This window comes from Acinetobacter pragensis (genome assembly GCF_001605895.1).
GTDB classification, from domain to species: Bacteria; Pseudomonadota; Gammaproteobacteria; order Pseudomonadales; family Moraxellaceae; genus Acinetobacter; species Acinetobacter pragensis.
In genome coordinates, this window is record NZ_LUAW01000028.1 from 1 (window position 1) to 26320 (window position 26320).

The 26320-nt window shown below is 47.3% G+C and carries 21 protein-coding genes and 6 tRNA genes; 10 read left to right on the plus strand and 17 right to left on the minus strand.

All coding sequences use genetic code 11. The features are described from left to right. Positions 1 to 125 precede the first annotated feature (125 nt). From AZH43_RS12515 to AZH43_RS12550, 8 genes are all read left to right on the plus strand, one after another. Positions 126 to 202: transfer RNA gene (locus AZH43_RS12515), tRNA-Met, on the plus strand. Between the two features lie 69 nt (positions 203 to 271). Continuing rightward, positions 272 to 348 (plus strand) — tRNA-Met (locus tag AZH43_RS12520). Positions 349 to 413: 65 nt separating this feature from the next. Then, positions 414 to 490, plus strand: a tRNA-Met gene (locus AZH43_RS12525). Between the two features lie 89 nt (positions 491 to 579). Continuing rightward, a tRNA-Met gene (locus tag AZH43_RS12530) sits at positions 580 to 656 on the plus strand. A 215-nt stretch (positions 657 to 871) separates the two neighbouring features. Then, the gene (gene rimP, locus AZH43_RS12535) at positions 872 to 1396 is read left to right on the plus strand and encodes a ribosome maturation factor RimP (protein WP_067670181.1); all 525 of its coding nucleotides are present in this window, start codon (positions 872 to 874) and stop codon (positions 1394 to 1396) included. Positions 1397 to 1431: 35 nt separating this feature from the next. Then, positions 1432 to 2916, plus strand: coding sequence for a transcription termination factor NusA (gene nusA / locus AZH43_RS12540; RefSeq protein WP_067670183.1), 1485 nt, complete (start codon positions 1432 to 1434; stop codon positions 2914 to 2916). Positions 2917 to 2926: 10 nt separating this feature from the next. Further along, positions 2927 to 5626, plus strand: a complete 2700-nt coding sequence (gene infB, locus AZH43_RS12545) for a translation initiation factor IF-2 (RefSeq protein WP_067670185.1) — start codon at positions 2927 to 2929, stop codon at positions 5624 to 5626. Beyond that, positions 5626 to 6030 (plus strand): ribosome-binding factor A, encoded by a 405-nt coding sequence (locus AZH43_RS12550; protein WP_067670187.1) that lies wholly within the window; start codon positions 5626 to 5628, stop codon positions 6028 to 6030. The genes infB and AZH43_RS12550 overlap by 1 nt, the downstream gene beginning before the upstream one ends. Before the next feature lie 348 nt (positions 6031 to 6378). Here AZH43_RS12550 and AZH43_RS12560 read toward each other — a convergent pair whose 3' ends face one another. The 11 genes from AZH43_RS12560 to AZH43_RS12615 all read right to left on the minus strand — a co-directional run bounded on the left by AZH43_RS12560 (position 6379) and on the right by AZH43_RS12615 (position 19435). Then, complete coding sequence (locus tag AZH43_RS12560; protein WP_067670191.1) at positions 6379 to 6777, minus strand: Na+/H+ antiporter subunit G; 399 nt, start codon at positions 6775 to 6777, stop codon at positions 6379 to 6381. An 11-nt stretch (positions 6778 to 6788) separates the two neighbouring features. Then, positions 6789 to 7064 (minus strand): monovalent cation/H+ antiporter subunit F, encoded by a 276-nt coding sequence (locus AZH43_RS12565; RefSeq protein ID WP_067670193.1) that lies wholly within the window; start codon positions 7062 to 7064, stop codon positions 6789 to 6791. Beyond that, positions 7061 to 7582 (minus strand): Na+/H+ antiporter subunit E, encoded by a 522-nt coding sequence (locus tag AZH43_RS12570; protein WP_067670195.1) that lies wholly within the window; start codon positions 7580 to 7582, stop codon positions 7061 to 7063. The genes AZH43_RS12565 and AZH43_RS12570 overlap by 4 nt, the downstream gene beginning before the upstream one ends. Next, complete coding sequence (locus AZH43_RS12575) at positions 7583 to 9391, minus strand: monovalent cation/H+ antiporter subunit D (protein WP_067670197.1); 1809 nt, start codon at positions 9389 to 9391, stop codon at positions 7583 to 7585. Beyond that, positions 9391 to 9756: a Na+/H+ antiporter subunit C gene (locus tag AZH43_RS12580; RefSeq protein ID WP_005013260.1), complete on the minus strand. Its 366-nt coding sequence runs from the start codon at positions 9754 to 9756 to the stop codon at positions 9391 to 9393. Before AZH43_RS12580 ends, AZH43_RS12575 begins: the two co-directional genes overlap by 1 nt. 4 nt (positions 9757 to 9760) lie before the next feature. Continuing rightward, the gene (locus tag AZH43_RS12585; protein ID WP_067670199.1) at positions 9761 to 12598 is read right to left on the minus strand and encodes a monovalent cation/H+ antiporter subunit A; all 2838 of its coding nucleotides are present in this window, start codon (positions 12596 to 12598) and stop codon (positions 9761 to 9763) included. 353 nt (positions 12599 to 12951) lie between these two features. Next, positions 12952 to 14391 carry an ATP-binding protein gene (locus AZH43_RS12595; RefSeq protein WP_067670203.1) on the minus strand — a complete coding sequence of 480 codons (1440 nt, stop codon included), beginning with the start codon at positions 14389 to 14391 and terminating at the stop codon, positions 12952 to 12954. Between the two features lie 32 nt (positions 14392 to 14423). Further along, positions 14424 to 15926, minus strand: a complete 1503-nt coding sequence (locus AZH43_RS12600) for a UvrD-helicase domain-containing protein (protein WP_067670206.1) — start codon at positions 15924 to 15926, stop codon at positions 14424 to 14426. A 14-nt stretch (positions 15927 to 15940) separates the two neighbouring features. Continuing rightward, positions 15941 to 16723, minus strand: coding sequence for a bifunctional phosphoribosyl-AMP cyclohydrolase/phosphoribosyl-ATP diphosphatase HisIE (gene hisIE, locus AZH43_RS12605; protein WP_067670207.1), 783 nt, complete (start codon positions 16721 to 16723; stop codon positions 15941 to 15943). Between the two features lie 211 nt (positions 16724 to 16934). Next, positions 16935 to 17822, minus strand: coding sequence for an SDR family NAD(P)-dependent oxidoreductase (locus AZH43_RS12610; protein WP_067670208.1), 888 nt, complete (start codon positions 17820 to 17822; stop codon positions 16935 to 16937). 314 nt (positions 17823 to 18136) lie between these two features. After that, entirely contained in the window at positions 18137 to 19435 is a 1299-nt protein-coding gene (locus AZH43_RS12615; protein WP_067670210.1) for an O-acetylhomoserine aminocarboxypropyltransferase/cysteine synthase family protein, read from the minus strand. 331 nt (positions 19436 to 19766) lie between these two features. On the opposite strand from AZH43_RS12615, the gene ettA reads away from it, so the two are divergent. Continuing rightward, a complete protein-coding gene (ettA, locus tag AZH43_RS12620; protein ID WP_067670212.1) occupies positions 19767 to 21428 on the plus strand; it encodes an energy-dependent translational throttle protein EttA in 1662 nt (553 codons plus the stop codon). A 56-nt stretch (positions 21429 to 21484) separates the two neighbouring features. Here ettA and AZH43_RS12625 read toward each other — a convergent pair whose 3' ends face one another. Then, positions 21485 to 22300 (minus strand): DUF4198 domain-containing protein, encoded by an 816-nt coding sequence (locus AZH43_RS12625; protein WP_067670214.1) that lies wholly within the window; start codon positions 22298 to 22300, stop codon positions 21485 to 21487. Positions 22301 to 22458: 158 nt separating this feature from the next. Between AZH43_RS12625 and AZH43_RS12630 the strand changes: the two genes are divergently transcribed. Then, entirely contained in the window at positions 22459 to 23412 is a 954-nt protein-coding gene (locus AZH43_RS12630; RefSeq protein WP_067670216.1) for a cation diffusion facilitator family transporter, read from the plus strand. Between the two features lie 44 nt (positions 23413 to 23456). Here AZH43_RS12630 and AZH43_RS12635 read toward each other — a convergent pair whose 3' ends face one another. The 5 genes from AZH43_RS12635 to AZH43_RS12655 all read right to left on the minus strand — a co-directional run bounded on the left by AZH43_RS12635 (position 23457) and on the right by AZH43_RS12655 (position 26177). Next, positions 23457 to 23798 (minus strand): zinc-ribbon domain-containing protein, encoded by a 342-nt coding sequence (locus AZH43_RS12635; RefSeq protein WP_067670218.1) that lies wholly within the window; start codon positions 23796 to 23798, stop codon positions 23457 to 23459. A gap of 176 nt (positions 23799 to 23974) precedes the next feature. Continuing rightward, positions 23975 to 24050: transfer RNA gene (locus AZH43_RS12640), tRNA-Glu, on the minus strand. A 27-nt stretch (positions 24051 to 24077) separates the two neighbouring features. Then, positions 24078 to 24153: transfer RNA gene (locus AZH43_RS12645), tRNA-Ala, on the minus strand. Positions 24154 to 24210: 57 nt separating this feature from the next. Beyond that, on the minus strand, positions 24211 to 25719 hold the full coding sequence (gltX, locus tag AZH43_RS12650; RefSeq protein ID WP_067670220.1) for a glutamate--tRNA ligase: 1509 nt from the start codon (positions 25717 to 25719) through the stop codon (positions 24211 to 24213). Positions 25720 to 25877: 158 nt separating this feature from the next. Then, a complete protein-coding gene (locus tag AZH43_RS12655) occupies positions 25878 to 26177 on the minus strand; it encodes a hypothetical protein (protein WP_067670222.1) in 300 nt (99 codons plus the stop codon). Positions 26178 to 26320: the final 143 nt, after the last annotated feature.

A 26320-nucleotide genomic window follows, 5' to 3' on the forward strand; every position in this document is an offset into this window, starting at 1 on the left:
GTGGGGGAATTGGTAGACACGCTACCTTGAGGTGGTAGTGCTTTCGGKCGTGGGGGTKCAAGTCCCCCCTTCCGCACCAACTTGTAATCCAGAACATAAGTTGGTGTGTGCAGCAAATCTGTTGATGCGGGATGGAGCAGTCTGGTAGCTCGTCGGGCTCATAACCCGAAGGTCGTTGGTTCAAATCCAGCTCCCGCTACCAATCTTATTTTAGACGCAAACTGAAATAGGCGCTTTAATTTAAAGGCGAGATTAATTATTTGCATATTGTTGCGGGATGGAGCAGTCTGGTAGCTCGTCGGGCTCATAACCCGAAGGTCGTTGGTTCAAATCCAGCTCCCGCTACCAATCTTATTTTAGACGCAAACTGAAATAAGCGCCTTGATTTTAAGGTGAATATTTTTGCATGTTGTTGCGGGATGGAGCAGTCTGGTAGCTCGTCGGGCTCATAACCCGAAGGTCGTTGGTTCAAATCCAGCTCCCGCTACCAATTCTGATTAAGGTGCAACTTAGTCAGGCAAACCTTGAAGAGTTTGATTGAAAAGCCTTCAGTTTTTGTATATAATTTTTGCACGTTGATGCGGGATGGAGCAGTCTGGTAGCTCGTCGGGCTCATAACCCGAAGGTCGTTGGTTCAAATCCAGCTCCCGCTACCAAGTTTCTAAAAGAGGCTCACAACTAGGTGGGCCTTTTTGCACAGTGGACTATGGTTTTCTGTGCATAATTGGGGCGATTTACGCCCTTTTTTATTGGCTATCGTGTAGTGTCGGCAGTATTTTGGTCTAATCGTCATGTTTCACTACTACAATAGTTCACATTGATCTGTAGTGGTCATTTCGGCCATCAAATCGCACAATTTTGACGAGAGTAAATGAAGCTATCAAATAAAACCCAAGCACTCCAAGACTTAATTGCACCTGCTGTGGAAGCATGCGGTGTCGATCTTTGGGGGATTGAATTTGTCCCGCAGGGGAAGCGCTCAATGCTGCGCATTTATATTGACAAAGCTGTTGATGAAAATGCTGCGCCAGTTTTGAATGAAGACGGTGAAGAAGAGCAGGGCCGCGGTATTGGCGTGCAGGACTGCGTGCGTGTAACGCAGCAAGTCGGCGCAATGCTGGATGTGCATGATCCGATTTCTGGTGAATATGCCTTAGAAGTTTCATCTCCAGGCTGGGACCGTCCATTCTTCCAGCTGGAACAAATGTCCAATTTTATCGGGCAGCAAATTGCATTACGCCTTATCAGTGCTGTAGAAAACCGCCGTAAATTCCAAGCAAAACTGATTGCATTAGACCTTGAAAATGAAATGATTCAGGTTGAAGTTGAAAATCAGCTGGTGCTGGAAATCGACAGTCACAATATTGATAAAGCAAACTTAATCTACCAAGATTAATTCAATAAATAAGAATCTGAACGAATAGGTGACTTATGGCGCGTGAAATCCTTACCGTAGTAGAGACGGTTAGTAACGAAAAGGGTGTAAGTCGTGATGCAATTTTTGAGGCGCTTGAACAGGCTCTTGTTGCAGCGACTAAAAAGAAATTCTACGAAGGCACCCGCTCTGAAGAAGCTCAGCTTCGCGTAGAAATTGACCGTAAAACAGGTGACTACCGTACTTTCCGTCAATGGGAAGTGGTTGCTGATGAAGATCATGAAATGCCTGCTTGCCAGGATGCGATTTCTGATGTTGATCCTGAACAATGGTCAATTGGCGATATCCGTGAACTTGAAGTGGAATCCATTGATTTTGGCCGTATTGCTGCGCAAATTGCCAAGCAAGTGATCGTGCAGAAGATTCGTGAAGCGGAACGCGCTTTGATTGCTGATGCTTACGAATCTAAAGTCGGCGAGCTGATTTACGGCGAAGTGAAAAAGCAGACTAAAGACGGATTTATCATTGATTTAGGTGACAATGCGGAAGCGTATCTTGCACGTGAAGAAATGATTGCAAAAGAAATTTTGCGTCCTAAGCAGCGTATGAATGCGATTCTGTACAGTGTGAACCGTGAAGGCCGCGGCGCTCAATTATTATTGTCGCGTTCTAAGCCTGAAATGCTGATTGCTTTGATGAAAAAAGAAATTCCTGAAATTTCTGAAGAAATCATCGAGATTAAAGCTGCGGCGCGCCAGCCGGGTGTTCGTGCTAAAATCGCAGTGAAAACCAACGATCACCGCATCGACCCAGTCGGCGCATGTATCGGTATGCGCGGTACGCGTATCCAAGCAGTTCAGCAGGAATTGAATGGCGAGCGTATTGATGTTGTGGTGTGGTCTGATGATGCGGCGCAATACATTGCCAGCGCTTTAGAGCCTGCTGATGTATCCGGTATTGTGATTGATGAAGAAGAGCGTACTGCTGACATTATCTTCGCGGCAAGCGATCAGCTGGCGCGCGCAATTGGTTCTCAGGGCCAAAATGTGCGTTTAGCATCAGAATTGACCGGCTATAAGCTGAATATGATGCTGGAAGAAGAGTATCACGCACGTCAGCAAAATGAAGCGCAGCAATATTTGGACATGTTTGTTTCACGTTTGGATATTGAAGAAGACCTCGCTATGGCGCTGGTTGAAATGGGCTTCACTTCATTAGAAGAAATTGCGTATGTTCCTGCTGAAACATTCGATGAAATTGAACTGGATGCAGAAACTGTTGAATTGCTGCAAGGCCGCGCGAAAGAAGTCGCATTGGCTGATGCATTGAAACAGCAGGAAAACATTCAAGAGCCGAGTCCTGAACTTGCTGCAATGGAAGGCATGACTCAAGAAATCGCGTATGCACTCGCTGCCCGCGGTGTGATTACAGTAGATGATCTGGCTGACCAGGCAACTGATGATATCGAAGATATCGAAGGCTTAGGCGCAGAAAAAGCAGGTCAGCTGATTATGAAAGCGCGCGAATCATGGTTTAACTAGGAGGTAATATATGACGGACAAGTCGATTAAAGAGTTGGCGCTCAGCGTGGGTACTCCAGTTGAGAAGCTCCTGGAACAGGTTCGTGATGCAGGTTTGCCGCAAGGTAAAGCTGATGACATTATTACCGCCGAACAACAAAATGTACTCGTCAGCCATTTGAAGAAAGTTCATGGCCAAGACGATGGACATGCAGGAAAAATCACGTTGAAACGTAAAACCACCAGTACAGCTAAAGTAGCAAGTACATCAGGTAAGGCAAAGACAATTAACGTAGAAGTTCGCAAGAAGCATACGTTTACTAAGCCTGATCCAGAACAGATTAAAGCTGAAGCGCTTGCGAAAGCGGCAGAGTCTAAAGTTCAAGTTGAACAAAAGGCAGATGCAGTTGAGCAGAAGCCTCAGCCCGTTGTGAATAAAGCGGCAGCCAATCTCAACGCAATGCGTGCGGCGGCGAAGCAGGAAACTGCGAAGCAAGAAGTGCCAAAAGCAGCTGTTGTTGTTAAGCGCAAGTCAAACAATAAGCCGATTGTGAAACAAACGGTGAAAGTGACTGAAACTGCCGAGCAAAAGAAAGCGCGTGAAGCGCAAACAGCTCAGCTGAAAGCGACGGAAGAAGTCGTTCGCCGCAAGGCGGCTGAAGAAGCGCAGCAGCGTACGCTTGAGCAAATGCGTCAAATGGCGTCGAAATATACTGCTGATGACACGACTGCAACAATTCGTGTAGTAGATGATTCTCCATTGGCGGCTGGCCTTGTCGGTCAGGCTTATGAAGATTCATTTGCAAAAGAAGACCGTGAAATCAAGCGTGGCGGCAACACCACCAGCGCCCGTGCGCCGAAAAAAGGCGGCCGCCGCGGTCAAGAAGAGCAGTCTTTCAGCCATAACCAGCATAAACGCGGTTTGAAAACAAGCCAAGGCAACAAGCACGGCTTTGAAAAACCTGTTAAAAAACAAGTTTATGATGTTGAAATTGGCGAAACCATCGTGGTTGCCGATCTTGCGCAAAAAATGGCTGTTAAGGTTCGTGAAGTTATTAAATCACTCATGAAAATGGGCGAATTGGTTACTCAAAACCAAGCTATTGAGCAAGACGTCGCTGCGCTTGTTGTTGAAGAAATGGGCCATAATCCAGTGCGTGTTTCTGATACTCAAGCAGAAGACAACTTGCTGGAAGCTGCTGAAGAAGCGCGCGGTGTACAGTCAACACGTGCACCTGTTGTAACCATCATGGGTCACGTTGACCATGGTAAAACATCGCTTCTTGACCGTATCCGCCGTGCGAAAGTGGCGCAAGGTGAAGCGGGCGGCATTACTCAGCATATTGGCGCTTATCACGTTAAAACTGAGAAAGGCATTATCACTTTCTTGGATACCCCGGGACACGCAGCGTTTACTGCAATGCGTTCACGCGGTGCAAAAGCGACTGATATCGTGGTTCTGGTTGTGGCGGCAGATGACGGTGTTATGCCGCAAACTGCGGAAGCAATTGACCATGCGCGCGCTGCCGGCACGCCAATCATTGTTGCTATCAACAAAATGGATAAAGAATCCGCTGATCCAGACCGTGTATTGAACGAATTGACTGCGAAGCAGATCGTGCCTGAACAATGGGGCGGTGATGTTCCTGTGGCAATGGTTTCAGCGCATTCAGGTCAAGGTATTGATGAGCTTCTGGACCTTATTTCAATTCAGGCAGAAATGCTGGAGCTGAAAGCGTCTGAAGAAGGTGCAGCGCAAGGTGTGGTTATTGAAGCGCGTGTAGACAACAGCCGCGGTGCGGTAACGTCTATCCTTGTTCAAAACGGTACATTGAAAGTCGGTGATTTGGTTCTTGCAGGCGCATCTTATGGCCGTGTCCGTGCGATGACCGATGAGAACGGTCAGCGTATTCAATCAGCAGGCCCTTCAATTCCAGTTGAAATTTTAGGCCTTCCTGAAGCGCCAATGGCAGGTGACGAAGTTCTTGTTGTAACTGACGAGAAAAAAGCCCGTGAAGTTGCTGATGCGCGTATGGACCGTGAACGTCAAAAACGTCTTGAGCGTCAAAGCGCAATGCGTCTTGAAAACATCATGGCCTCTATGGGCAAAAAAGATGTGCCAATCGTCAATGTGGTATTGAAAACTGATGTACGCGGTACATTGGAAGCCTTGCATGTTGCGCTTGCAGATCTTGCGACTGATGAAGTGAAAGTGCGTGTCATTGGTTCAGGCGTTGGTGCAATCACTGAGTCTGACGTGACATTGGCTGAATCTTCAGAAGCGGTATTGTTGGGCTTTAACGTCCGTGCAGATACGACTGCGCGTCAAAAAGCTGATGCTGACGGCATTGACATCCGTTATTACTCAATCATCTATGAGCTGATTGATGACGTGAAAGCAGCCATGAGCGGTAAACTTGCGCCTGAACACCGTGAAACAATTCTGGGTGTTGCTGAAGTGCGTGAAGTATTCCACTCAAGCAAATTTGGCGCTGCGGCCGGCTGTATGGTTCTGGAAGGTGTATTGCACCGCAACAAACCAATCCGTGTATTGCGTGATGATGTTGTTGTATTCCAAGGTGAGCTTGAATCACTTCGCCGCTATAAAGAAGTGGTTGAAGAAGTTCGTGCCGGCATGGAATGCGGTCTTGCAGTAAAAGGCTATAAAGACATCAAAGCGAAAGATAAAATCGAAGTTTATGATGTTCAATTGATTAAACGGAGTCTTTAATGGCGGGTAGTCAGCGTCTTAAGCGTATGGCAGATACAGTTCAGCGCGAGTTGTCTGAACTGATCCGCCAGGAACTCAAAGATCCGCGTTTAGGTGGCCTAGTGACCATCTCTGCGGTGAAAGTCAGTCCAGACTTGGGTTATGCTGAAGTTTATGTCACTGTAATGGGACGTGAATTAGGTGATGAGCAAAGCGAAGCGGCGAATAAAGAAACTTTAGAGGTCTTGAATAAGGCATCCGGTTTCTTGCGCCATGAGCTTGGCCGCAGCATTAAGACACGTATAACGCCGCGTCTGCGTTTCCACTACGACAAAACCAATGCATATGGCAACTATATGTTTGGCCTGATTGCAGAAGCAGTGAAGGACTTGCCTCCTGAAGATGCAAAAAAAGATGAAGAATGAGTCTTGATTAGACAATAAAAAAGCCGCCTTAGGGCGGCTTTTTTATTTTCAATAATCAGCAAAACCGCAGGCTTTAAAAGATGCTATTTGCGGTGGGAAAGCATGTGCACATTTTACTTGAATACTGTAAGTGATCAATTGCGTGCTTTTTTTGAAGTTTTGCTGATGCGGTTTTATATATTTAGGGGTGGCGCAGGATTGCTTTTTAGGGCTAATGAAAACAGTGCTCATGCAAGCGAGCAGCCTGATTGGACTGTTATTATAATTATTTTGATGACGGTTTAAGGTCAACTTCAATGAGAACTCAGTTTGCTGAAATTTCAACTGAGTCCTTTCATCTTGAACTGATTAAAGCTGATTTTCGGTATCTTCACGCTTATTGTGAAATGCGCGGCGCCGGGTACGCTGCCAAGGCAATGGGCGGTTTAAAGTTTCCGGCACATCCCCGCTCATAGAGCGCAGACGTAAATGCAATGCCGCCTGCGCAATTAAATTGGCGGATACTGGCGCGGTAATAAAGGCCAGCAGAGTCAGCAGCAATTCTGCAAAGCCAAGGCGCCCGTGAAAGGCTGCATAAATAATGGCCGCAATTAGAAAACTGCCTAGGCCTAATGTGCTGGACTTGGTCGGAGCATGCAGGCGCATGAACAAGTCAGGCAGCCGCACCATGCCGATACCGCCAACCAGCATAAAAAAAGAGCCAATAATTAGAAAAATAGAAACGGTAATTTCCATTGCAAGCTGCATTGAGTATTCTCCTAATCAATCACATGGCCGGTGGTAAAATAGCGGGCCAATGCTGCGGTAGAGACGAAGCCCAGCATGGCAACCAGCAGCGCGCCTTCAAACATGGCATTGCTGGCCCAGTAAATGCCCAAAATTACGATCAGGCATGTTGCATTTAAAAATAGGGTATCTAATGCCAGCAAACGGTCAACAATAGAAGGCCCGATAATCAGCCGAATTAGGCATAAAAGCATTGAAATTGTCACAGCGCCTAAGCAGAGGGCCAGCGCGTAAGGCAAAATGGTCATGATGACTCTCCTGGCTGAACACCAAAAATCTGCATCAGCGGTTTTTCATAGCGGTCTTTGATATTTTGAATTTCAGCTTCCGCATCATCAGCGCTTAAGGCATGCACTAAGATATCGCCGCGGTCCTGATCAATGCCTGCAGACACTGTGCCGGGCGTTGTAGTGATGATCATTGCCAATAGAGTATTCACTTCTTCGTGCTGTGTTTCCAAGGGAACCCGAAACCATTTGGGGTGCATTTTATGCATCGGGCCCAAGACCAATTTCGCAACTTGAATGTTGCAGACAATAATGTCCCACAGCACCACAAAAAATAATTGAAGGGCAGGAAGCCAATCAATATTCGGTGTATGCGCAATGAATGGACGAACCAAGCGCGGAATGCCGACCGCCAAAATCAGCGCCATTAAAATAGAACCGGCATCTAGGCTGTGGTTCAGCATCAGCCAGCTGAGTCCGACAATGACAGACACCAGTGGATGAGGGAACCAGCGTTCGAAAACTGCAGTGATTTTCATCTATTGCTCCTCCATTGGCTTAAGCTGAGAATCTGCAGCGGATTTTTCTTGAAGAGCTTGCTGCAGCATCTGACGCTTTTTATATTCTGAAATATGTTCTCCATCCAGAGTTTCAGGCGCAATCAATTGCGGTATCAGGTGAGCATTCGGATCTGCTGTTTCACCGCCGTATTTGGTTTCTGGCAGGTTTTCAGGATCAAATGGCTGGACACTGATCATCTCGCCATGCTCATCTTTTTTCAGCAGGACATTTTCATACATTACATTATTTTGGATTTGCTGCGCAGTATTCAGCACATATTGATAAATCGGCGCGGCGCATGCCATATAGGCAAGCAATCCTGCCAGCAGGATATAGATTGCGGTGTCATTGCGTTTAGGCGCTTCTGCGGGCAAAGCCTGATAAGCTTTGTATTCGATTGTTTCAGGGTTGTCTTCAGGCTTGCTGGCGCGCCAGAACAGAATGAAACCGACACGCGTCATGGCAATGATGCTGAGCAGGCTGACTGCCAGCACGGTCAAAATAATCAGCAGCTGATGCGGCGACGAAGAAGTTGCCTGCAAAATAAATACTTTACCGAGAAAGCCGCTGAATGGAGGCAGGCCAGCCATCATCAGGGCAATAATAAAGTAAGTGAGAGCCACAGTTTTGTGCTGTTTCATCTGCGGGGCAATTTTAAAATGATCTTTAAATTCTCCGCGCTGAGAAGTAATCCACCCGCACAGGATATAAAAAGCGGCCCCAACCACAGTGCTGTGCACCAAATAATACAGTCCAGCTGCCCAAGCCTGCGTACTGAACAGTGAAATGGCGACCAGAATTGTACCGATTGAGGATAAAATCATAAAACCCACAAAGCGGCGCAGGCGTTCTGCGCCAATTGCGCCAATCACACCGTAAACTGAAGTGATTAAGCCAATCGGCAGCAGCCAGTTTTGCAGAATTTGCCGGCTGACATCATCATCAAAGACGGTACCATTAACCCGCAAAATGGCATAAATGCCGACTTTGGTCATAATGGTAAATATTGCGGCTACTGGCGTTGTTGCCACGGCATAGGTTTTGGGCAGCCAAAAACCGACAGGAAGCATGGCTGCTTTAATGCCGAAAACAACGAAAAGCAAGAGCCCGCCTGCCACGGCCAGACGGTGCTGATCATGTTCCAGCAAAGGGATTAACCGAGCAGCATCCGCCATATTCAGGCTGCCGACACTGCCGTAAATCAGCCCTAAGCCAATGAGGAACAGCGCAGAAGCCAGCAGGTTGATGGTGACATAGTGCACGCCAAGCTGAAACCGCGCCTTGCCTTGGCCATGCAGCAACAGTACATAAGACGCCATCAGCAGGATTTCAAAGAAAACGAAGAGGTTAAATAAATCCCCAGTTAGAAATGCGCCGCATAGCCCCATCAGCAGGAAGTGGAACATTGCGTGGAAATAGCGTCCGCGTTCATCCCATTCTTTACTGGCGTACCACATGATGGGCACGGCTAAACCGTAGGTCAGCACCAGCATGAACGCCGACAGCTGATCCAGCACCAATACAATGCCAAACGGCGCAGCCCATTCGCCCAGATTATATACACTGATTTGCCCTGAGCTGGCAAAAATCAAATAGCTGATGGCAGTCAGCAGCCCTAGAATTGACGATACAAAACTGATGCCGCGCCGCCAAGGCTGACGCCAGTCATGGGCGAGTGAGCCTGAACCGGGATTGCCTAATAGAACAAGAATAAATGCAGTCAGCGCTGGAATTAAAATACTGAAAATTGGGGTATGCTGCGCCCAAAATTGGATGAAGTCATTCATTATGGCTCATCCTCGCGCGGATCAAATTGCGGTATTTCCTCTTTAGCATCGACGTGATCTGTTCCTGATTCAAAACGGCTGCGCAATGCCAGCTGTACAATGAAGGCTGTTGTGGCAAATCCAATGACAATGGCGGTCAGCACCAGCGCCTGCGGCAATGGGTCGGTGGATTTGGCGGTTTCAGTCAATACAGCAGGGGCATTGATTTGAATGCGTCCCATGGCAAATAGAAATAGGTTGACGGCATAGCCGATCATGGCCAAGCCAAGCACCACCGGAAAAGTACGCGCCCGCAGGATTAAATAAATGCCTGTCGCGGTCAGTAAGCCAATCGCAGTAGTCAATAAAAATTCTAAACTGATCATGTGCTTATCCTTTAGGTACTGGACCAGACATGCTGGAATTTCGGGAATCGCTCAGCACGGAAATCATCAGCATGGTTGCGCCGACAACAGTGACATATACCCCGACATCAAATAAGGCCGCGCTGGCTAAATGCATCTCGCCGATTATTGGCGGATGAACATAAATGTGCGCGCTGGTGAGGAATGGACGTCCCCAGAGCCACGCGCCAAGGCCAGTGAAACCGGCAACCACGAGGCCAATGCCGATCCAGATTTCATACAGGCGTCCGGATTTGGCATGGAGCAGGCGTTCAGCCTGATCCTGACCGAGGGCAATATATTGAATGACCAGCGCCAAAGAGGTGATCAGCCCTGCAATAAATCCGCCGCCGGGCAAATTGTGCCCGCGCAGGAAAATATACAGGCTGACGACCAAGGCCAGCGGCAGTATCCATGACGCCGTGATGCGGAACATCAGCGGTGAAGGATTAAAACGGTAGGTCAGCCCTTGAGTAATTGTGGTGCCGTGGGCCCGCATGCCATCCATCAGGCATAGGGCGCCAATCGCGGCGATCCCCAAGACCGTGATTTCACCGAAGGTATCGAATCCACGGAAATCAACCAAAATGACATTCACAACATTGGTGCCGCCGCCCAGCGGAATAGACTGCTGCATGAAAAACCATGAAATTGAATTATGGTCGCGCGTCAGGATCAGCCAGGTAATCCAGGCAATGCCGGCACCCCCGCCAATTGCGATAAGGGCATCGCGCCAGCGCCTGGAAACACTGGATTCATAAGGCGTTAATTGAGGAAGTAAAGACAGGCTCATCAGCAGCAGCACTGTGGTGACGACATCCACCGTAATTTGCGTTAAGGCCAAGTCTGGCGCAGAGAAGCAAATAAACACCATGGTCACCACTAAGCCTACAGCACCGCTGATGAGAACCGCTTTAATGCGTTCATGATGGAACCACAGCATCATCCAGCAGGCAGAGAACAGCAGCATCCACAAAACAATCGCGATGGCTGGCGCATGGGTCAGTTCACGGGTGCCTGTGCTAATGCCTTGTGAGGTAAGCGGCACGGCAACAACGGCAATGCTGAACAGGACAATCCACATCAAGTAGCTTTGCAGTGATCCGTTTTCTGTTGCCCGCTTAAATTTGCGTGAATTCAGCAAAAGATGCTTTAAAAACAGGTCAAACAGAATTCTGCCCTGAAACTTGCCCAGCGCTGGATCGAGGTCAATTGAGCGGATGCGTCCGCCTTTGGCCAGCAAGAAGTAGAAAATGACGCCGCCGAATAGCGCGATCAGGCTCATAGCTAGCGGAACATTGAAGCCATGCCAGAGCGTGATATGCGCGCCTTCAAAGGCAAAATTCTGGGTGCTGGCCTGTGCTGTGCTATTCACGATTTGCTCTATCAGAAGGGCAGGGAGCAGGCCGACTAAAATACAGAGAACAGCTAAAAGCGTTGCAGGCGCGCGCATGCCGAATGGCGGTTCATGCGCATTTTTATTGGGGACATCCTTGCCGACCGGGCCGTCAAAAAAGACCCCATGCACCAGCCGGATAGAGTAGGCTACGGCAAAGATCCCGGCCAGCGTTGCAGTAATTGCGGAGCCAATCAAAATCGGGCCGGACAGTTCGCGTAGCAGCTCTGTAAAGAACATCTCTTTAGAAAGGAAACCGTTGGTCAACGGGACGCCGGCCATTGAGGCTGCGGTAATCATTGTCAAAGTTGCGGTAAAGGGCAGCAGCTGCCATAAACCGCTGAGCTTGCGCAGGTCGCGTGTGCCGGATTCATGGTCGATGATGCCGGCGATCATGAACAGGGCCGCTTTGAATGTCGCGTGATTAATGATGTGGAAAATGGCTGCTGCCACGGCCAGCGGTGAACCAATACCCAGCAGGCAGACAATCAGGCCCAAATGGCTGATGGTCGAGTAGGCCAATAAGCCTTTTAAATCTTCTTTAAAAATAGCAAAGAATGCGGCCATGCATAAAGTAAACAGGCCGACAAAAGTCACAATATTATGATAGAGCGCTGCGCCGGCAAAAATCGGCAGCAAGCGCGCCAGCAGGAAAATGCCGGCTTTGACCATGGTTGCAGAGTGCAGATATGCAGAGACCGGTGTGGGTGCGGCCATGGCATTCGGCAGCCAGAAGTGAAACGGGAACTGCGCGCTTTTGGTAAATGCGCCCAGCAAGGTCAGCAGCAGAATCGGCACAAATAAAGCATGGTTTTGAATGAGTTCCCGCATACCGAGAATCTGGTCAATTTGATAAGTGCCTGTCACCTGACCCAGTAAAATAAAGGCCCCCAGCATGCACAGCCCGCCCATGCCGGTAATGGTGAGTGCCATGCGTGAACCGCGCTGAGCGGCTTCGTAATTGCTCCAGTAACCTACCAGCAGGAAAGATGAGATACTGGTCAGTTCCCAAAACACCAGCAGTAAAATCAAGTTATTGGACAGTGAAATGCCCAGCATGGCGGCCATGAATAGCATGAGCATCATATACAGCTTGCTGAGGGAGTTTTTAGGGCTGAGGTAATAATAAGCGTAGATATAAATAAGTGTGCCGATGCCGGTGATCAGCAGGGAGAACAGCAGGCCCAGTGAATCTAAACGGAAGCTGATATCCAGGCCCAGCTGGGGAAGCCATGGCCAGGTTTGAATGAGCACTTGGCCGTTAAAGACCTCTTTTGCTTGAGTCAGGAGCAGGACTAAGCTGCTGATGCTGACTCCGATAGCCCCTAAGGCGGTTGCTCCACGTGAGAACTGCTTGAGCCAGGCAGTCAGGAATGTGCCCAGCACTAGCGGTAACAATATAATAATCGGCAGCACACTCGTATCCATTGTCGTGATTAGGTTACGCACCTAGAGTGAATCTTTATCTTTCAAGAACTGCAGGACCGCAAGGAGCCATCCAAAATGTTCAATCTTGAAAGCCAATGTGTTCAAAATAAAAAAGCAGCTGTATTGCGCAGCCTGTAAGCGATTGCAAATTCCGATTTTATAATGAAATTCGCAAATAAAACCGATCATATTACAGGCTGGGCTCAACATCAATCTTTTTTGCATATCTATTGGGCATTATACGCCGACCAAATTTATTGGTGGGGTTATGCGCTAAACAGTCAATTTCAATTCATTAGTCCGTTTATGCCATGCTGATGAATTGAACTTCTTTTAATGCTCAAAACGGCTATTTAAAGCAGCGGATTATGGCTTAAACGCGGATCATTGCCCTGCAGCAAATGAATCAGTTCTTGCTGCTGTTCTGCACTGAGCTGTTCCTGAATTTGCAGCAGCAGGGTTTCGGCGGTCGCAGCATCCTCTGCCGGTTCCTGCAAGGATGCTGCTGGAGAATCATTGTCCGCTAAAGGCAGATCGCCATCTGTGTGCAGCTGCGCATAAATTTCTTCAAACTGCTGCTGCATGAGACTGGACTGAATAGGCATCAGCTGCTTATTTTCAAGCTTCAGGCACTGAAAGTCCGAAGCTTGCTCCAGCAGTTCTGGGCGGTTGCCTGCGGCGATGATTTGCAGGCGCGGAAATGCTTGGTGCAGCCGAGGCAAAATCACTTGGGTCATGTTTTGATCCAGCTGATGATCGATAGCGTCAATCAGCAGAATGCCGTCGCCCTCCTCACAAGGATAGAGGCTTGCTGGATTAAGCAGGCACAGGCGGCGCACAATGTCGCCAATTAATGCTGTTAAATTGCGGATGCTGTTGGACAGCTGCTGGAACTGCATGGTCTGGCCCTGATAAGTCACCATCAGCTGCAATTTAGGATGATATTGCAGATAGATATTGCTGAATTCAGGCAAAATGACGGCTAAGGCGCGTCTGAGTGATTTTAAAGCGGGCGCGTGAATTTCTGCATGGGCGTGGGCAATCCGGCTGACCAAAAAGTCATTCGTTTTGCTGTCTGAGGCCAAGCTTGAGTTATTTTTATTCAGGATATCTTGAACCATCTGGGCGCTTTGCGCATTTTCGATATCGCAGATTTCCCGGAACCATTCAAAAAAACGGCTGAAGGTGGTAAATGGAATAGCCGAAATTTCATAGGCATAGGCAGGCTGAAAAATAGCAGGATTGTTTTTATTCAGCAAATTGACTTCATTGACAAAACGTTCAGCTGGGTAATAGGCAATCAAGGGCAGGCCCAGCAGCGGATCATCTTTGAGCGTGCGCTGATAGCGGGCCGCCAATTCTTCCAGCTGCTGCGTTTCCGCCTTGCTGATGCCGATGCCTTGGCTGTTCAGGGTTTTATACAGCTGCCAAGCACAGTAAAAATGCGGATCAGGCGATTGTTCGCTCGATGGGAGGCTTTGACTCTCTTCGGGTTCTGCGCTGCTGCTGGACAGCTGTCCGAATTCGGATGGATAGCTGATCTGCACATCAATTTTAGATTGCAGGCGGTTCAGCATAATATCCTGATCCAGCATCACCACACCGGCAGTGCGCAGGTCTTTATAGCGGGCTGCAAACCAAGTCAGCGCCTGATAGGTGAAGCGTAAAATGGTGGTTTTTCCGCTGCTTTGGTCGCCTAGAATTAAAGTGACGGGATGCTGCTGCCCCTTGAACTCGGCATGAATATTATGAAAGTGAAGGGTATGCTTAAGCTGGATCGATTCAATTTTCATAACACACCTTCAGCTGAGGAAAGATTTTTTATTTAGCTCACTGCCCGACGCAAAGACTGCGGCATTTCCCGCTTGAGCCGCTGCATCAGATCATAAATATGGTGAATGTTTAAACTTACTTTAGCACGTGTGCAGGCCACGTAAAGCAGCCGTAACTCTTCGTCACTAATTTTATAGTCTTTCTCATTCAGCCTGAATTGGTAATCATCTTCGATATGCACGCGGTTCCATTCCAAGCCTTTGGCTTTGTGCGCAGTAGAGATGATGTAGTCGGCTTGTCCAATCGGGGTGATTTTGGCCAGCGCGCGCTTGAGCGGGTCTGTTCCGTGATCATCGACCAGTTTGACCAAAGGCTTAATGTCGCTGCCGTCATTGGTCTCGCAGTATTCATGCACATCATGCCATGAGTTGAACCAGGCTAATTCAGGGACATCCACCACACGCTTGCCTTGTTTCAGCATAGAGGCGGCATCGACAAAACGGTTAAGTTTGGCATGATCGGCCTGCAGGCTGACTTTTTCGCCCTGAACCAACCCGGCCAAAAGCAGTTCCATCGCGCGGGCATTGGTGCGGCATAAAATCGCATCACGCTGTTTGGTGTGCGGTTTATTGACCACTTTCGAATTCAGCAGTGAATTGCCTAAGAGCGGCACCGTCTCATTTAAGGCGCCCAAAATAGCATTGGCATTCAAGGCGATTTCTTCACCAAAACGGAATGAAGTTGTCAGGCGGGACTCAGGCAAAGGCAGCTGCTGCATGGCATTGACTGCGCCGCGCCAAGCATAAATCTGCTGATGCGCATCGCCGACGTAAATGACTTGCGTACTGCGCTGCTTCAGCAAGATGCCGAGCATGAGCGGATCGGCATCCTGCGCTTCATCAAACAGCACATAATCAGCGGGAATATTCGGTTCGGACAGCGCCCAAAGTTTCAGATAAATATCATGGCTGATGCCTGCCTGATGGTGCGGGTCGATTGATTCCAGCCAGCGCCGCTCTATTGCAGGATAAAGATGCTTTTGCAAGGCATCGATATCATCAGGATGCAGCCAGCTGGGCGCCTGCAAATGGCGCGGGGCAGGATATTGCGAATTGGTGGAGCAGAAATAGCTGACGGCATTGGCCACTAAGCTGGCCAAGCGGGATGGCATCAGCACATATTGCTCATAGCGCCCGCCCATCATGCGGCGCAGGGTAATCGGTGTTAAACGGTACTCTTTGGCCATGAAGCTGGGGCTTAAGCGCGGCAGCCGCAGCTTGTCAGTGACTCCACGTGGAACGCTTCGGAAAGCTAAAGAGTGAAAAGTGCGGCAGTCGACATTGCCGTGGAATTTCTGCTGCGCTTCTGTGGCAATGGCTTTGTTGAAGGCCAGATACATGCCGCGGCGCTGCGGCATGGCATCACTGATCATTTGCAGCGTGGTGGTTTTACCTGTGCCGGCATAGGCAATCACTTTAAATGATTTTCCCAGACGCGCGTTGTCTATGGCAGTGGCCTGCTCATAGGTGGCGCTGGGTTTTTTTTGATCAGTCAAAGCAGGATGTCCATTCAGTGAGCGCGGCTGGCTTTTTCAGCTAAACCTGACAATCCTTGGCGGCGCGCCAATTCATTCAGCACCAGCTGCGGATCGAGGTCAAAATAACCCAGCATTACAATGTTATGGAACCAAAGGTCTGCGACTTCATAAATTAAATCATTCTTATTGTCTTCATTGGCTTCAGCTTTAAAGTCTTTAGCGGCAATAATGGTTTCAACGCTTTCTTCGCCGATTTTTTCAAGAATTTTATTCAGGCCTTTGCTGTACAGCTTTGCCACATAAGACGAGTCCGGATCAGCCGCTTTACGCTCAGCCATCATCTGGCCGAGGTAGTCTAAAACTTCGACCTGTTCCGACTGCGCATTTGATGCATTCATGGCAAGGGTGTGCGGATTTTCAGATTTTTCAGCGTAAATTTGGCTAGGGTCTTTCAGCTGCGCATCGACAATTTCCCAGCCGTTTGCGGTGAGTTTGCGGTAGAAGCAAGATTCGCGGCCGGTATGGCAGGCAATGCCGCCATGCTGTTCAATCTGCAGCACAATGACATCGGCATCGCAGTCCAAACGGATTTCATGCACGGTTTGGAAATGGCCGGATTCTTCGCCTTTGTGCCACAGTTTTTGGCGCGAACGTGAAAAATAAACGGCCTGATTTTTTTCTGCTGTCAGCGCTAACGCTTCACGGTTCATCCACGCCACCATCAAAATACGGCCAGTTTGATGATGCTGTGCAATAGCAGGCGCTAAGCCTTGTTCGTTAAATTTTACTTCATCGAGCCATTGCAGATTGTTCATGTGGATTTCACCCAAATTCTGTTCAAATAAATAAATTGCAGTTCTAGCTGCAGGGCATAGTGTACGGCATCAAAGCTGAATAGAGGAACTAAAACTTAAGCAATTTTTGAAAGGCCGCTGCTGCCCGTCGGTTTGCATTGTTTTATCGGCGGCCAAATAAAAAATAAGCCCTGAATTGGGCTTATTGAAAAGAAACCTAATTAAAAAAGTATTACCAGTGTTCACCTGGGAATAAGCGCGCATATGCTTTTTGCACAAAATTCAATTTTTCCTGCTTGCCGACAGACGCTGACGAGCTTGGGAATAGATTGTAGCCGATGGACATGAGCTTATTGTTGATGTCCGGCGCAATAGAATAGGTAATTGAGGCTAAGCGGCCTAAGTTGGTCGCTACTTTTTTAGGGCGTTTTACAATAGCATAGGCAATTAAGTCTGAGGCCTGTTCTGGAGAAAGGGTCGGCACATATTTATAGATTTTGGTTGGTGCAATCATCGGCGTGCGCACCAGCGGCATATAAATAGAGGTAATCGCAATCTTATGCGAATGCACTTCGGCAGATAAGCATCGGCTGAAAGCATCTAGGGCGGCTTTAGATGCAACATACGCAGAGAAGCGGGTTGCATTGGCTAAAACGCCAATCGAGCTGATATTGATGATATGGCCGTCGCGGCGGATCATCATTTGCGGCAGGATATTCATGACTAAACGGATTGCGCCAAAATAATTCAGCTGCATGGTGCGTTCAAAATCATGGAAGCGGTCTGTCGATTCGTGTACGGCGCGGCGGATTGAGCGGCCTGCATTATTGATCAGAATGTCAATATGGTCGACTGACGCTAAAATCTGTTTTGACACTTCATCAATAGAGTCCATATCGTTTAAATCACACGGGAATACAGAGGCTTGGCCGCCTTTAGCTTCAATTTCAGCTTTAACTTCGTCGAGTGTTTCTTTGGTGCGGGCTACCAGCAGCACATGCGCGCCGGCGTCAGCTAAGCGGTGGGCGGCAGTTAAGCCAATACCGCTGGAAGCACCTGTAATTAATACGGTTTTTCCATTAACTTTTTCTTGAAAGAGTTTTTCTAATCTTTGTTTCACGTTTAGTTCCCTGTTCTGAATAAAGGTGATTCAGTGCATTTGTTTTTATTGCTTAACCCTGCTGCTGTTCATTTGAAATGCAGCAGTGATCCGTGCGGTTATGATAGCGTATTTGATCTGAAAATCTATAAATTAACTTATTGAATTTAAAAATAAATTTAGAGTAAAAGCTCTAAAGCGGGTTTATCCTTTACTCAATTTTTACCACGAATAAAAAATAAAGCAAGAGAATGCTTAAGAAAAAAATAAGCATAAAAAAAGCCTTCAGCAGAATAATCGGCCAAAGGCTTTAAATGTAAAAATTCTTAAAAGATTTAAACTGCGGCTAAAGCTTGTTCTAAATCCGCAATCAAGTCATCAATATGTTCAATTCCTACAGATAGGCGCACCATATCGATACTCACGCCAGCCGATTTCAGCTCTTGTTCATTCAGCTGGCGGTGCGTGGTGGTTGCTGGATGGCAGGCGAGGCTTTTTGCATCACCGATATTGACCAAGCGGGTAAACAGCTGCAGTGCATCAATGAAGCGCGTGCCGCCTTGCAGGCCGTCCTGCACGCCAAAAGATAGAATTGCGGACGGTTTCCCTTTTACATATTTTTGCGCCAAAGCATGCTGCGGATGATCCTTCAAGCCCGCATAGTTCACCCATTTTACTTTAGGATGGGTTTTTAGATATTCAGCAACTTTTTGCGCATTTTCAGTATGGCGTTCCATGCGCAGATTCAGCGTTTCTAAACCTTGCAGGATCAAGAACACGCTTAAAGGACTAATCGCAGCGCCAGTGTTGCGTAATGGCACGACCCGGGCGCGGGCGATATAGGCGGCTTCGCCTAAGGCTTCAACATAATTGACGCCGTGATAGCTTGGATCCGGGGTGTTTAATACTTTGAAGCGTTCTGGGTATTTGCCCCACGGGAATTTTCCGCTGTCGACAATGGCCCCGCCAATCGAATTGCCGTGACCGCCAATCGAATTGCCGTGACCGCCAATATATTTGGTCAATGAATGCACGACAATGTCTGCGCCATGTTCAAAAGGTTTCAGCAGCGCAGGAGTGGCAACCGTATTGTCTACAATTACAGGCACGCCATACTCATGCGCAATTTTGGCAATGGCTTCTAGGTCTATGATGTTGCCGAGCGGGTTGCCGATTGATTCGACAAATACCAATTTGGTTTTTTCGTCAATCAGGCTGCGTAATGCTTCTGGGTTTTGATAGTCAAAGAAGCGGACTTCAATGCCTTGCTTTGGCAATGAATGCGCGAATAAGTTGTACGTTCCGCCATACAGTGTAGAAACAGAAGCAATATTGTCACCCGCTTCAGCAATCGTCTGAATAGAGTAGGTGATGGCCGCCATACCTGAAGCCAGCGCCAGTGCGCCAATCCCGCCTTCAAGGGCGGCAAGGCGCTGCTCCAGTACAGCAGTTGTCGGGTTCATGATTCGGGTGTAAATATTGCCTTGAACTTTTAAATCAAATAAATCAGCGCCATGCTGCGTATCATCAAAAGCATATGAAGTGGTTTGGTAAATTGGAACTGCGACAGCCTTGGTTGTTGCTTCTGGGCTGTACCCCGCGTGAATCGCTAAAGTTTCATCTTTATAAGTCATAATTACATCATCTAAGTGAGTTAATTGTTAAGGGTGGTTATTTAATCAGTCTATCATCTGCGAATATGAATAAAAGTGCATATTTATAGAAAAGAAAATCTAATTAAGGCATAACGCAGAAATTTATTCAGCAGGAGCTGAGCGAATATAAGTGCCGCCTGCGGTGTTTGAAAAATAAACATGCCATTAGTTGTAACAAACTATGGAAGTTGCGCGGCATTTCTTATGTTTTCGGCGCTTTTATCGTATAATGCTCCGATTATTTTTTCGCTCATTTGAGCTGGGGCGCTTTTGCTGTCCCGAATCTGGTTTTTCTATTGAGGAGTCCTGCGTGGCCCAATATATTTATACGATGAACCGAGTGTCTAAGATGGTTCCGCCTAAGCGCGAAATCTTAAAAGACATCTCTTTATCATTTTTCCCAGGCGCTAAAATTGGTGTGCTTGGTTTAAACGGTGCAGGTAAATCTACCTTGCTTCGTATTATGGCTGGCGTAGATAAAGATTTCTCAGGTGAAGCGCGTGCACAGCCGGGCATTAAAATCGGTTATCTGGAGCAGGAGCCGCCGCTGGATCCGGCAAAAGACGTTCGAGGCAACGTTGAAGACGGCTTGCGTGAGCCGCTTGACGCTTTAGCCCGCTTGGACGAAGTATTTGCAGAATATGCCGCTGAAGATGCTGACTTTGATGCGCTTGCGAAAGAACAGGAAAAACTGGAAGCGATTATCCATTCGTGGGATGCGCACAACTTGAGCAATCAAATGGATCAGGCTGCTGCAGCTCTGAACCTTCCTGCTTGGGATGCGGATGTCAGCTTGCTTTCAGGCGGTGAACGCCGCCGTGTCGCGCTGTGCCGTTTGCTGCTGTCTAAACCGGACATGTTGCTTCTTGATGAACCGACGAACCATTTGGATGCAGAATCTGTATCTTGGCTGGAACGCTTCTTGAAAGATTTTGCCGGCACCATCGTTGCGATTACGCATGACCGTTATTTCTTGGATAACGTTGCTGAGTGGATTCTGGAGCTGGACCGCGGTATGGGCATTCCTTACCAAGGCAACTACTCTTCTTGGCTTGAGCAGAAAAATGCCCGTTTAGAGCAAGAGAACAAGCAAGAAGAATCTTTTGCGAAAGCATTGAAAAAAGAACTGGAATGGGTTCGTTCAAATGCCAAAGGCCAGCAAAAGAAAAACAAAGCGCGTATGGAGCGTTTTGAAGAGCTTAACTCACGCGAATTCCAGCAGCGTAACGAAACATCAGAAATCTACATTCCGCCTGGCCCGCGTTTGGGTAACAAGGTGGTTGATGTTGAAGGCATCAGCAAGTCATTTGACGGCCGTTTGCTTTACGAAAACCTGACGTTCTCTGTACCGCCTACGGCGATTGTGGGTATTGTCGGTCCGAACGGTGCAGGTAAAACTACGCTATTCCGCATGATGACGGGCGAACAGCAGCCGGATACCGGTACTGTAACGCTGGGTGAGTCGGTTAAAGTGGCGTATGTAGGCCAGATCCGCGACACTTTAGACAACAATAAAACGGTTTGGGAAGAAGTTTCCGGCGGTTTGGATATTCTGCGTATTGGGGATTACGAAATTGCTTCCCGTGCCTATATCGGCCGTTTCAACTTTAAAGGCCAAGATCAGCAAAAACGTGTTGGTGAATTGTCTGGCGGTGAACGTAACCGTTTACAGCTTGCCAAAATCCTGCAAATGGGCGCAAACGTAATCTTGCTGGATGAACCGTCAAACGACTTGGATATCGAAACTTTACGTGCGCTTGAGGATGCGATTCTTGTATTCCCAGGTACGGTAATGGTGGTGTCGCATGACCGCTGGTTCTTAGACCGTATTGCAACACACATTTTATCTTTCGAAAATGAACAGCCTGAATTCTATGCGGGCAACTATGCTGAATATGAAGCTTACCGCCTAGCGCGGTTAGGCGATGCTGCTGTGCAAAAGCGTTCTAAATACAAAAAAATTGGCGGTTAATCCCAATTCTAAATATAAAAAAACCAGCCTAAGGGCTGGTTTTTTTATGGGTGTGCCTATTGCTTTATATACCCAGCCGCAGGTGTTTTCACTCCTAAGCTGATAATCGTGTAATGTTGATTTTTAGGAATGGTTTTACTTGCCGGTTTTTCACTGATTTCCAGTAAATAATTCCCCGCGTGAGGGAAGGTTGCAGTAACTGAACCATTTGCTTGTACAGCAATAGTTTGAGCTTGTTTATCGGTTGTGCCTTGAGCGCGAATCAGTACTTCTGCGTGAGCGAACGGCTTGCCTGCTTTGTTCAGTTGAAGCTGAACAGGCTTTCCAGCCTCGATGGAGTTGGGATGGGTTTGAAATGCCACCTGAATTGGCGCTGGAGTTGCCGCAATTGCAGAAGTAGTTTCTTTGCTGATATAAGTTTGAATGTTCCATTCGCGAATAGTGTTGATTTTCTTAGGTGTTTTTCCTTTGAAATCGCTTGGAATGACATAGTCTCGTTCGCTCAACGCAGGAGCTTTGTCAGCGGCAGCATCTACAAAAACTTTCCACTGTTTATCATATTGTGCATATTGAATAGGGTAGGATGTTTTGCCATAGACGGTATAGGTACCTTGTTCAGGCAATTTGAGGTCAAATAATGTTGCTGATTCCAAATAGCTTTGAGGTTGAATGCTGATTTGGCTTTGGTCAGGTTGAATCACAGTAAATTGAATATCCTTCAATGCATATTCAGTATTTAAAGCCTCTTCGGCATAGCCGCTCAACATCGTCATTTGTGTATTTGCAGTGCTAAAGCTTAACGGTGCAATATATGGTTCATGCGCTTGGCTGTATGAGCAGGTGAGTAGGGCTAAAACTAAATATTTTTTCATTATCAGCTTCCTGAATAATTTTTGTGTGGTTTTATGGGAAATTCAATGCAGGTTAGTATATCGAGGAATAAATTTAATTGATAACAATAATTATTATCAATTAAATTTAAATTAAACGATTTGATTCAGAAAATTAATCAAACAATAAGAGGTGAGCAATGAGTAGCCATCATGATCACAGCCATGCTGTGGTGACGGAAGGAAATGCAAAAAAACTGACTTTTGCTTTAATGCTGACGGTGACATTTCTAGTCATAGAAGTCATTGCCGGCTTTATGACACAAAGCTTGGCGCTGCTTTCTGACGCAGCTCATATGTTTACCGATGCCGCCGCGCTGGCAATTGCCCTGGCCGCGATAAAGATTGGAAAACTGCCCGCAGACGATAAACGCACCTTCGGCTATCAGCGCTTTGAAATACTGGCTGCGTTATTTAATGCATCAATGCTGTTTATGGTGGCCGTTTACATTTTATTTGAAGCCTATCAGCGTTTTAGCCATCCGCCTGAAATCCAAAGTACGGGCATGATGGCAGTTGCGGTTATCGGGCTGATTATTAATTTAATTTCCATGCGGATTTTATTTTCCAGTTCTAAGGACAGCCTCAATGTTAAAGGCGCCTATTTAGAAGTGCTGAGTGATGCACTCGGTTCTTTCGGAGTGATTATTGGTGCGGCGGTGATTTATTTTAAAGGCTGGATGTGGGTGGACACCGTCATTGCTGTGCTGATCGGTTTCTGGGTGCTGCCTCGGACGTGGATTTTATTGAAGCAGAGCATCAATATCCTGCTGGAAGGTGTGCCTGAAGAAATTGATATTGAAAAACTGCGCAATGATTTGTTGGGCTTAAAAGGAGTGGAGAGCATACACCAGCTCAAGGTATGGGCAATCACCTCAAAAAATGTGCATTTAACCGTGCATTTGCTGGCGCCTTGCGCAGACAAGAATGAACTGTATCGCAGTGCGCTGGAGATGCTGAGCCATGAGCATGGCATTACGGAAATGACGCTGCAGATTGAGGATGATCTGTGCGCTGCGCATGGGTATCAGCCTGCTGAAGATGCTCATGATGAACTGGAGCATCATCATGATGTAGCGCCGCATAAGCATTAAGCGCTGAGGCGGCGCTTTTGAATTAAACTGTGAAAAAACTTAAATCAGCTTTCCCATTCATGATCGCATTCGCGGCATTTCCACTTTTTTTGTGACTGCATGAATGCCTGCATTGAAATTTTGAAATCCGGCAGGTCGCGGTAAAACAAAAATCCTGCAATCGCGCAGACAATGAATACCGCGACAGTTGCAGTTTGCAAAGTGGTTCCTGCGCCATCGCCAAAAAGCCACATGGCAATGCTGATGATGACCAAGAGCAGCAATACAAAAATGGCAGGAATTAAAAAGACTAAGCTTTTAGGCACGACTGGACGCGCTGCAGGTTCCCCTGCTTGGGCGACAGGCATAATTTTAGGGCTTTGGCATTTTGGGCAGCGGTATTGCATTGCAACTCCTAATTTTAATCTATGGGCTATTTTAATCGGAATAATGCAGAATGCAAAAAACGCGTCATAAAAATGCCTTGGCGGCGGAGAACTGGCGGTCAATATTGAATCACAGGCAATAAAAAACCCAAGTCATAATGCTTGGGTTTTTTACTAAGATGTCGCCATCTTGAATATGGCGTCCCTACGGGGATTCGAACCCCGGTTACCGCCGTGAAAGGGCGATGTCCTAGGCCTCTAGACGATAGGGACAAGTGAGGCATACACAGGTAAAACTTTTGGTGGAGTCAAGGAGGATCGAACTCCTGACCTCTACAATGCCATTGTAGCGCTCTACCAACTGAGCTATGACCCCAGTCTGTGTGAGCGCTATATTATGGATATAACACTCACACGTCAACTAAAAAATTAATTAAGCTTCATCAACTGCATCATTTTTCGGCAATTTTAAGCTTTCATTGAGTTTTTCCCAGACTTTTGCTTCTTTTTTGCTCGGTCCGCCAACAATCTCCAGCGCATGGCGCAAACGGGCAAAGGTTAAATCCGGGCCAATGGTGACCATGGACTGCATGACGGGTGTTGACGATGTTGAGCCTGCAATGGCAATAAAGAATGCCGTCATGAAGTCACGCAATTTAATTTCCATCTGGCTGGCCAGATCCATCAGTGTTTGGCTGACTGTGTCATTGTTCCAGGTGAATAGGCTTTCTAGGCGCCAAATGGCAAACTGCAGGCTTTGACGGACCTGTTCTTCAGTCAGTTTTTTGCTGTCAAATTGCTCTTTGGTCAATGTTGGGAATTGGTTGAAGTAAAAACCAGCCCAATTCACCGCTTCCGACAGCAGGTTAATCCGCGGCTGAATCGCAGCGGCAATATCTTCCAGCGTCTGGCGGTCAGATTTCCAAGCCAGCAGCGTATTCAGCAGTTCGGCAGGAGTTAGGCCTTTAATCCACTGGCCATTCAGCCAATTCAATTTTTCAACGTCAAAGATTGGACCGCCCAGCGATACACGTTTGATGTCAAAGTGCTCGACCATTTCAGCTAAAGTGAATTTTTCACTTTCATCCGGCATTGACCAGCCCATGCGGCCTAAATAGTTCAGCAAAGCTTCCGGCAGTACGCCAATATCTTTGTAATAATTGATTGAAGTCGGATTTTTACGTTTAGACAGTTTTGATTTATCCGGGTTGCGCAGTAATGGCATATGGCACAGTACAGGCATATCCCAGCCAAAGTATTTGTAGAGCAATTGATGCTTCGGCGCAGAAGGAATCCATTCTTCACCGCGGATCACATGGGTGATTTCCATCAAATGGTCATCGACCACATTGGCTAAATGATAGGTCGGCAGCCCATCTGTTTTCAGCAGAATCTGCATATCCACTTGCGCCCAAGGAATATCCACTTCACCGCGCAGCAGATCTTCAAATTTACAAATGCCTTCGGCCGGTACTTTCATGCGGATCACATGCGCTTCGCCGGCAGCTAAACGGCGCTGCACGTCTTCTTCAGACAAGTGCAAGCCACGGCCGTCATAACGCGGAGATTCACCGCGCGCTTGCTGTTCGGCGCGCATTTGGTCTAATTCTTCTGCAGTTGCAAAGCAGTAGAAGGCATGGCCTTTTTCGACCAGTTCCAGCGCATACTGCTTGTAGATTCCCATGCGTTCAGATTGGCGGTAAGGCGCATGCGGGCCGCCGACATCTGGACCTTCTGACCAGTTTAAGCCTAACCAGCGCAATGAATCCAGAATCATTTTTTCAGATTCTGGGGTCGAGCGCAGCTGGTCTGTATCTTCAATGCGAAGAATGAATTCACCGCCGTGCTGTTTTGCAAAACACAGGTTAAACAAGGCGATATAAGCTGTACCTACATGAGGAAAGCCGGTAGGAGAAGGAGCAATACGGGTACGTACGGTCATAACTGGATATTATTCAGAATGTAAATTGGAACTATTATAACGAAAAAGCCCAATCACTTAATGTTAAATTCAACATTCTGTGATTGAGCTGATATTCAGGCTTTAAATTGGGGGATAAGCCATTTATTTATCAAGCGCTGCTGGTGGCAGCAGTGCGCTTAGGAATTATTTTGCAGAAATAAAGACTGCACAAAGCGGGTAAAGCTTTGGTTTTGTGATGCAAAGAAAGTCTGTGTTGGCGGCGCTTTAATGGCGGTCAGCACTTTTAAATTATCGTCTGACGGCAATTTTCCTTCAGTTTTCTGCTGATTCAGCGCTTTTTCAATAGGCGATTTTTTTTCAGCAGGCATTGAAACCTTGCTGTTTGCAGCTTTGCTGATCGCGGCTGCATGTCCTGCTTGCGCGGCAAATGTGAGGCCTAAACTTAAAAATAAGGCATGAACTAAAGGTGATCTCATTTTCAAACTTCCCCCATGAGTTGGTGTTAAAACCAGTTTAATTTGGTTATTTTTTAATATTAGTACTACGATTTAACCATCTCTTGCAATAAAAAAGTTGAACTGCGTCACATTTTTTACAAAAAAATAAATAAACCTAAGTA

Coding starts and splice junctions, on each gene's coding strand:
- rimP (WP_067670181.1), top strand. CDS start 872: ATGAAGCTATCAAATAAAACCCAAGCACTCCAAGACTTAATTGCACCT.
- nusA (WP_067670183.1), top strand. CDS start 1,432: ATGGCGCGTGAAATCCTTACCGTAGTAGAGACGGTTAGTAACGAAAAG.
- infB (WP_067670185.1), top strand. CDS start 2,927: ATGACGGACAAGTCGATTAAAGAGTTGGCGCTCAGCGTGGGTACTCCA.
- AZH43_RS12550 (WP_067670187.1), top strand. CDS start 5,626: ATGGCGGGTAGTCAGCGTCTTAAGCGTATGGCAGATACAGTTCAGCGC.
- AZH43_RS12560 (WP_067670191.1), bottom strand. CDS start 6,777: ATGCAGCTTGCAATGGAAATTACCGTTTCTATTTTTCTAATTATTGGC.
- AZH43_RS12565 (WP_067670193.1), bottom strand. CDS start 7,064: ATGACCATTTTGCCTTACGCGCTGGCCCTCTGCTTAGGCGCTGTGACA.
- AZH43_RS12570 (WP_067670195.1), bottom strand. CDS start 7,582: ATGAAAATCACTGCAGTTTTCGAACGCTGGTTCCCTCATCCACTGGTG.
- AZH43_RS12575 (WP_067670197.1), bottom strand. CDS start 9,391: ATGAATGACTTCATCCAATTTTGGGCGCAGCATACCCCAATTTTCAGT.
- AZH43_RS12580 (WP_005013260.1), bottom strand. CDS start 9,756: ATGATCAGTTTAGAATTTTTATTGACTACTGCGATTGGCTTACTGACC.
- AZH43_RS12585 (WP_067670199.1), bottom strand. CDS start 12,598: ATGGATACGAGTGTGCTGCCGATTATTATATTGTTACCGCTAGTGCTG.
- AZH43_RS12595 (WP_067670203.1), bottom strand. CDS start 14,391: ATGAAAATTGAATCGATCCAGCTTAAGCATACCCTTCACTTTCATAAT.
- hisIE (WP_067670207.1), bottom strand. CDS start 16,723: ATGAACAATCTGCAATGGCTCGATGAAGTAAAATTTAACGAACAAGGC.
- AZH43_RS12615 (WP_067670210.1), bottom strand. CDS start 19,435: ATGACTTATAAAGATGAAACTTTAGCGATTCACGCGGGGTACAGCCCA.
- AZH43_RS12625 (WP_067670214.1), bottom strand. CDS start 22,300: ATGAAAAAATATTTAGTTTTAGCCCTACTCACCTGCTCATACAGCCAA.
- AZH43_RS12630 (WP_067670216.1), top strand. CDS start 22,459: ATGAGTAGCCATCATGATCACAGCCATGCTGTGGTGACGGAAGGAAAT.
- AZH43_RS12635 (WP_067670218.1), bottom strand. CDS start 23,798: ATGCAATACCGCTGCCCAAAATGCCAAAGCCCTAAAATTATGCCTGTC.
- gltX (WP_067670220.1), bottom strand. CDS start 25,719: ATGACCGTACGTACCCGTATTGCTCCTTCTCCTACCGGCTTTCCTCAT.
- AZH43_RS12655 (WP_067670222.1), bottom strand. CDS start 26,177: ATGAGATCACCTTTAGTTCATGCCTTATTTTTAAGTTTAGGCCTCACA.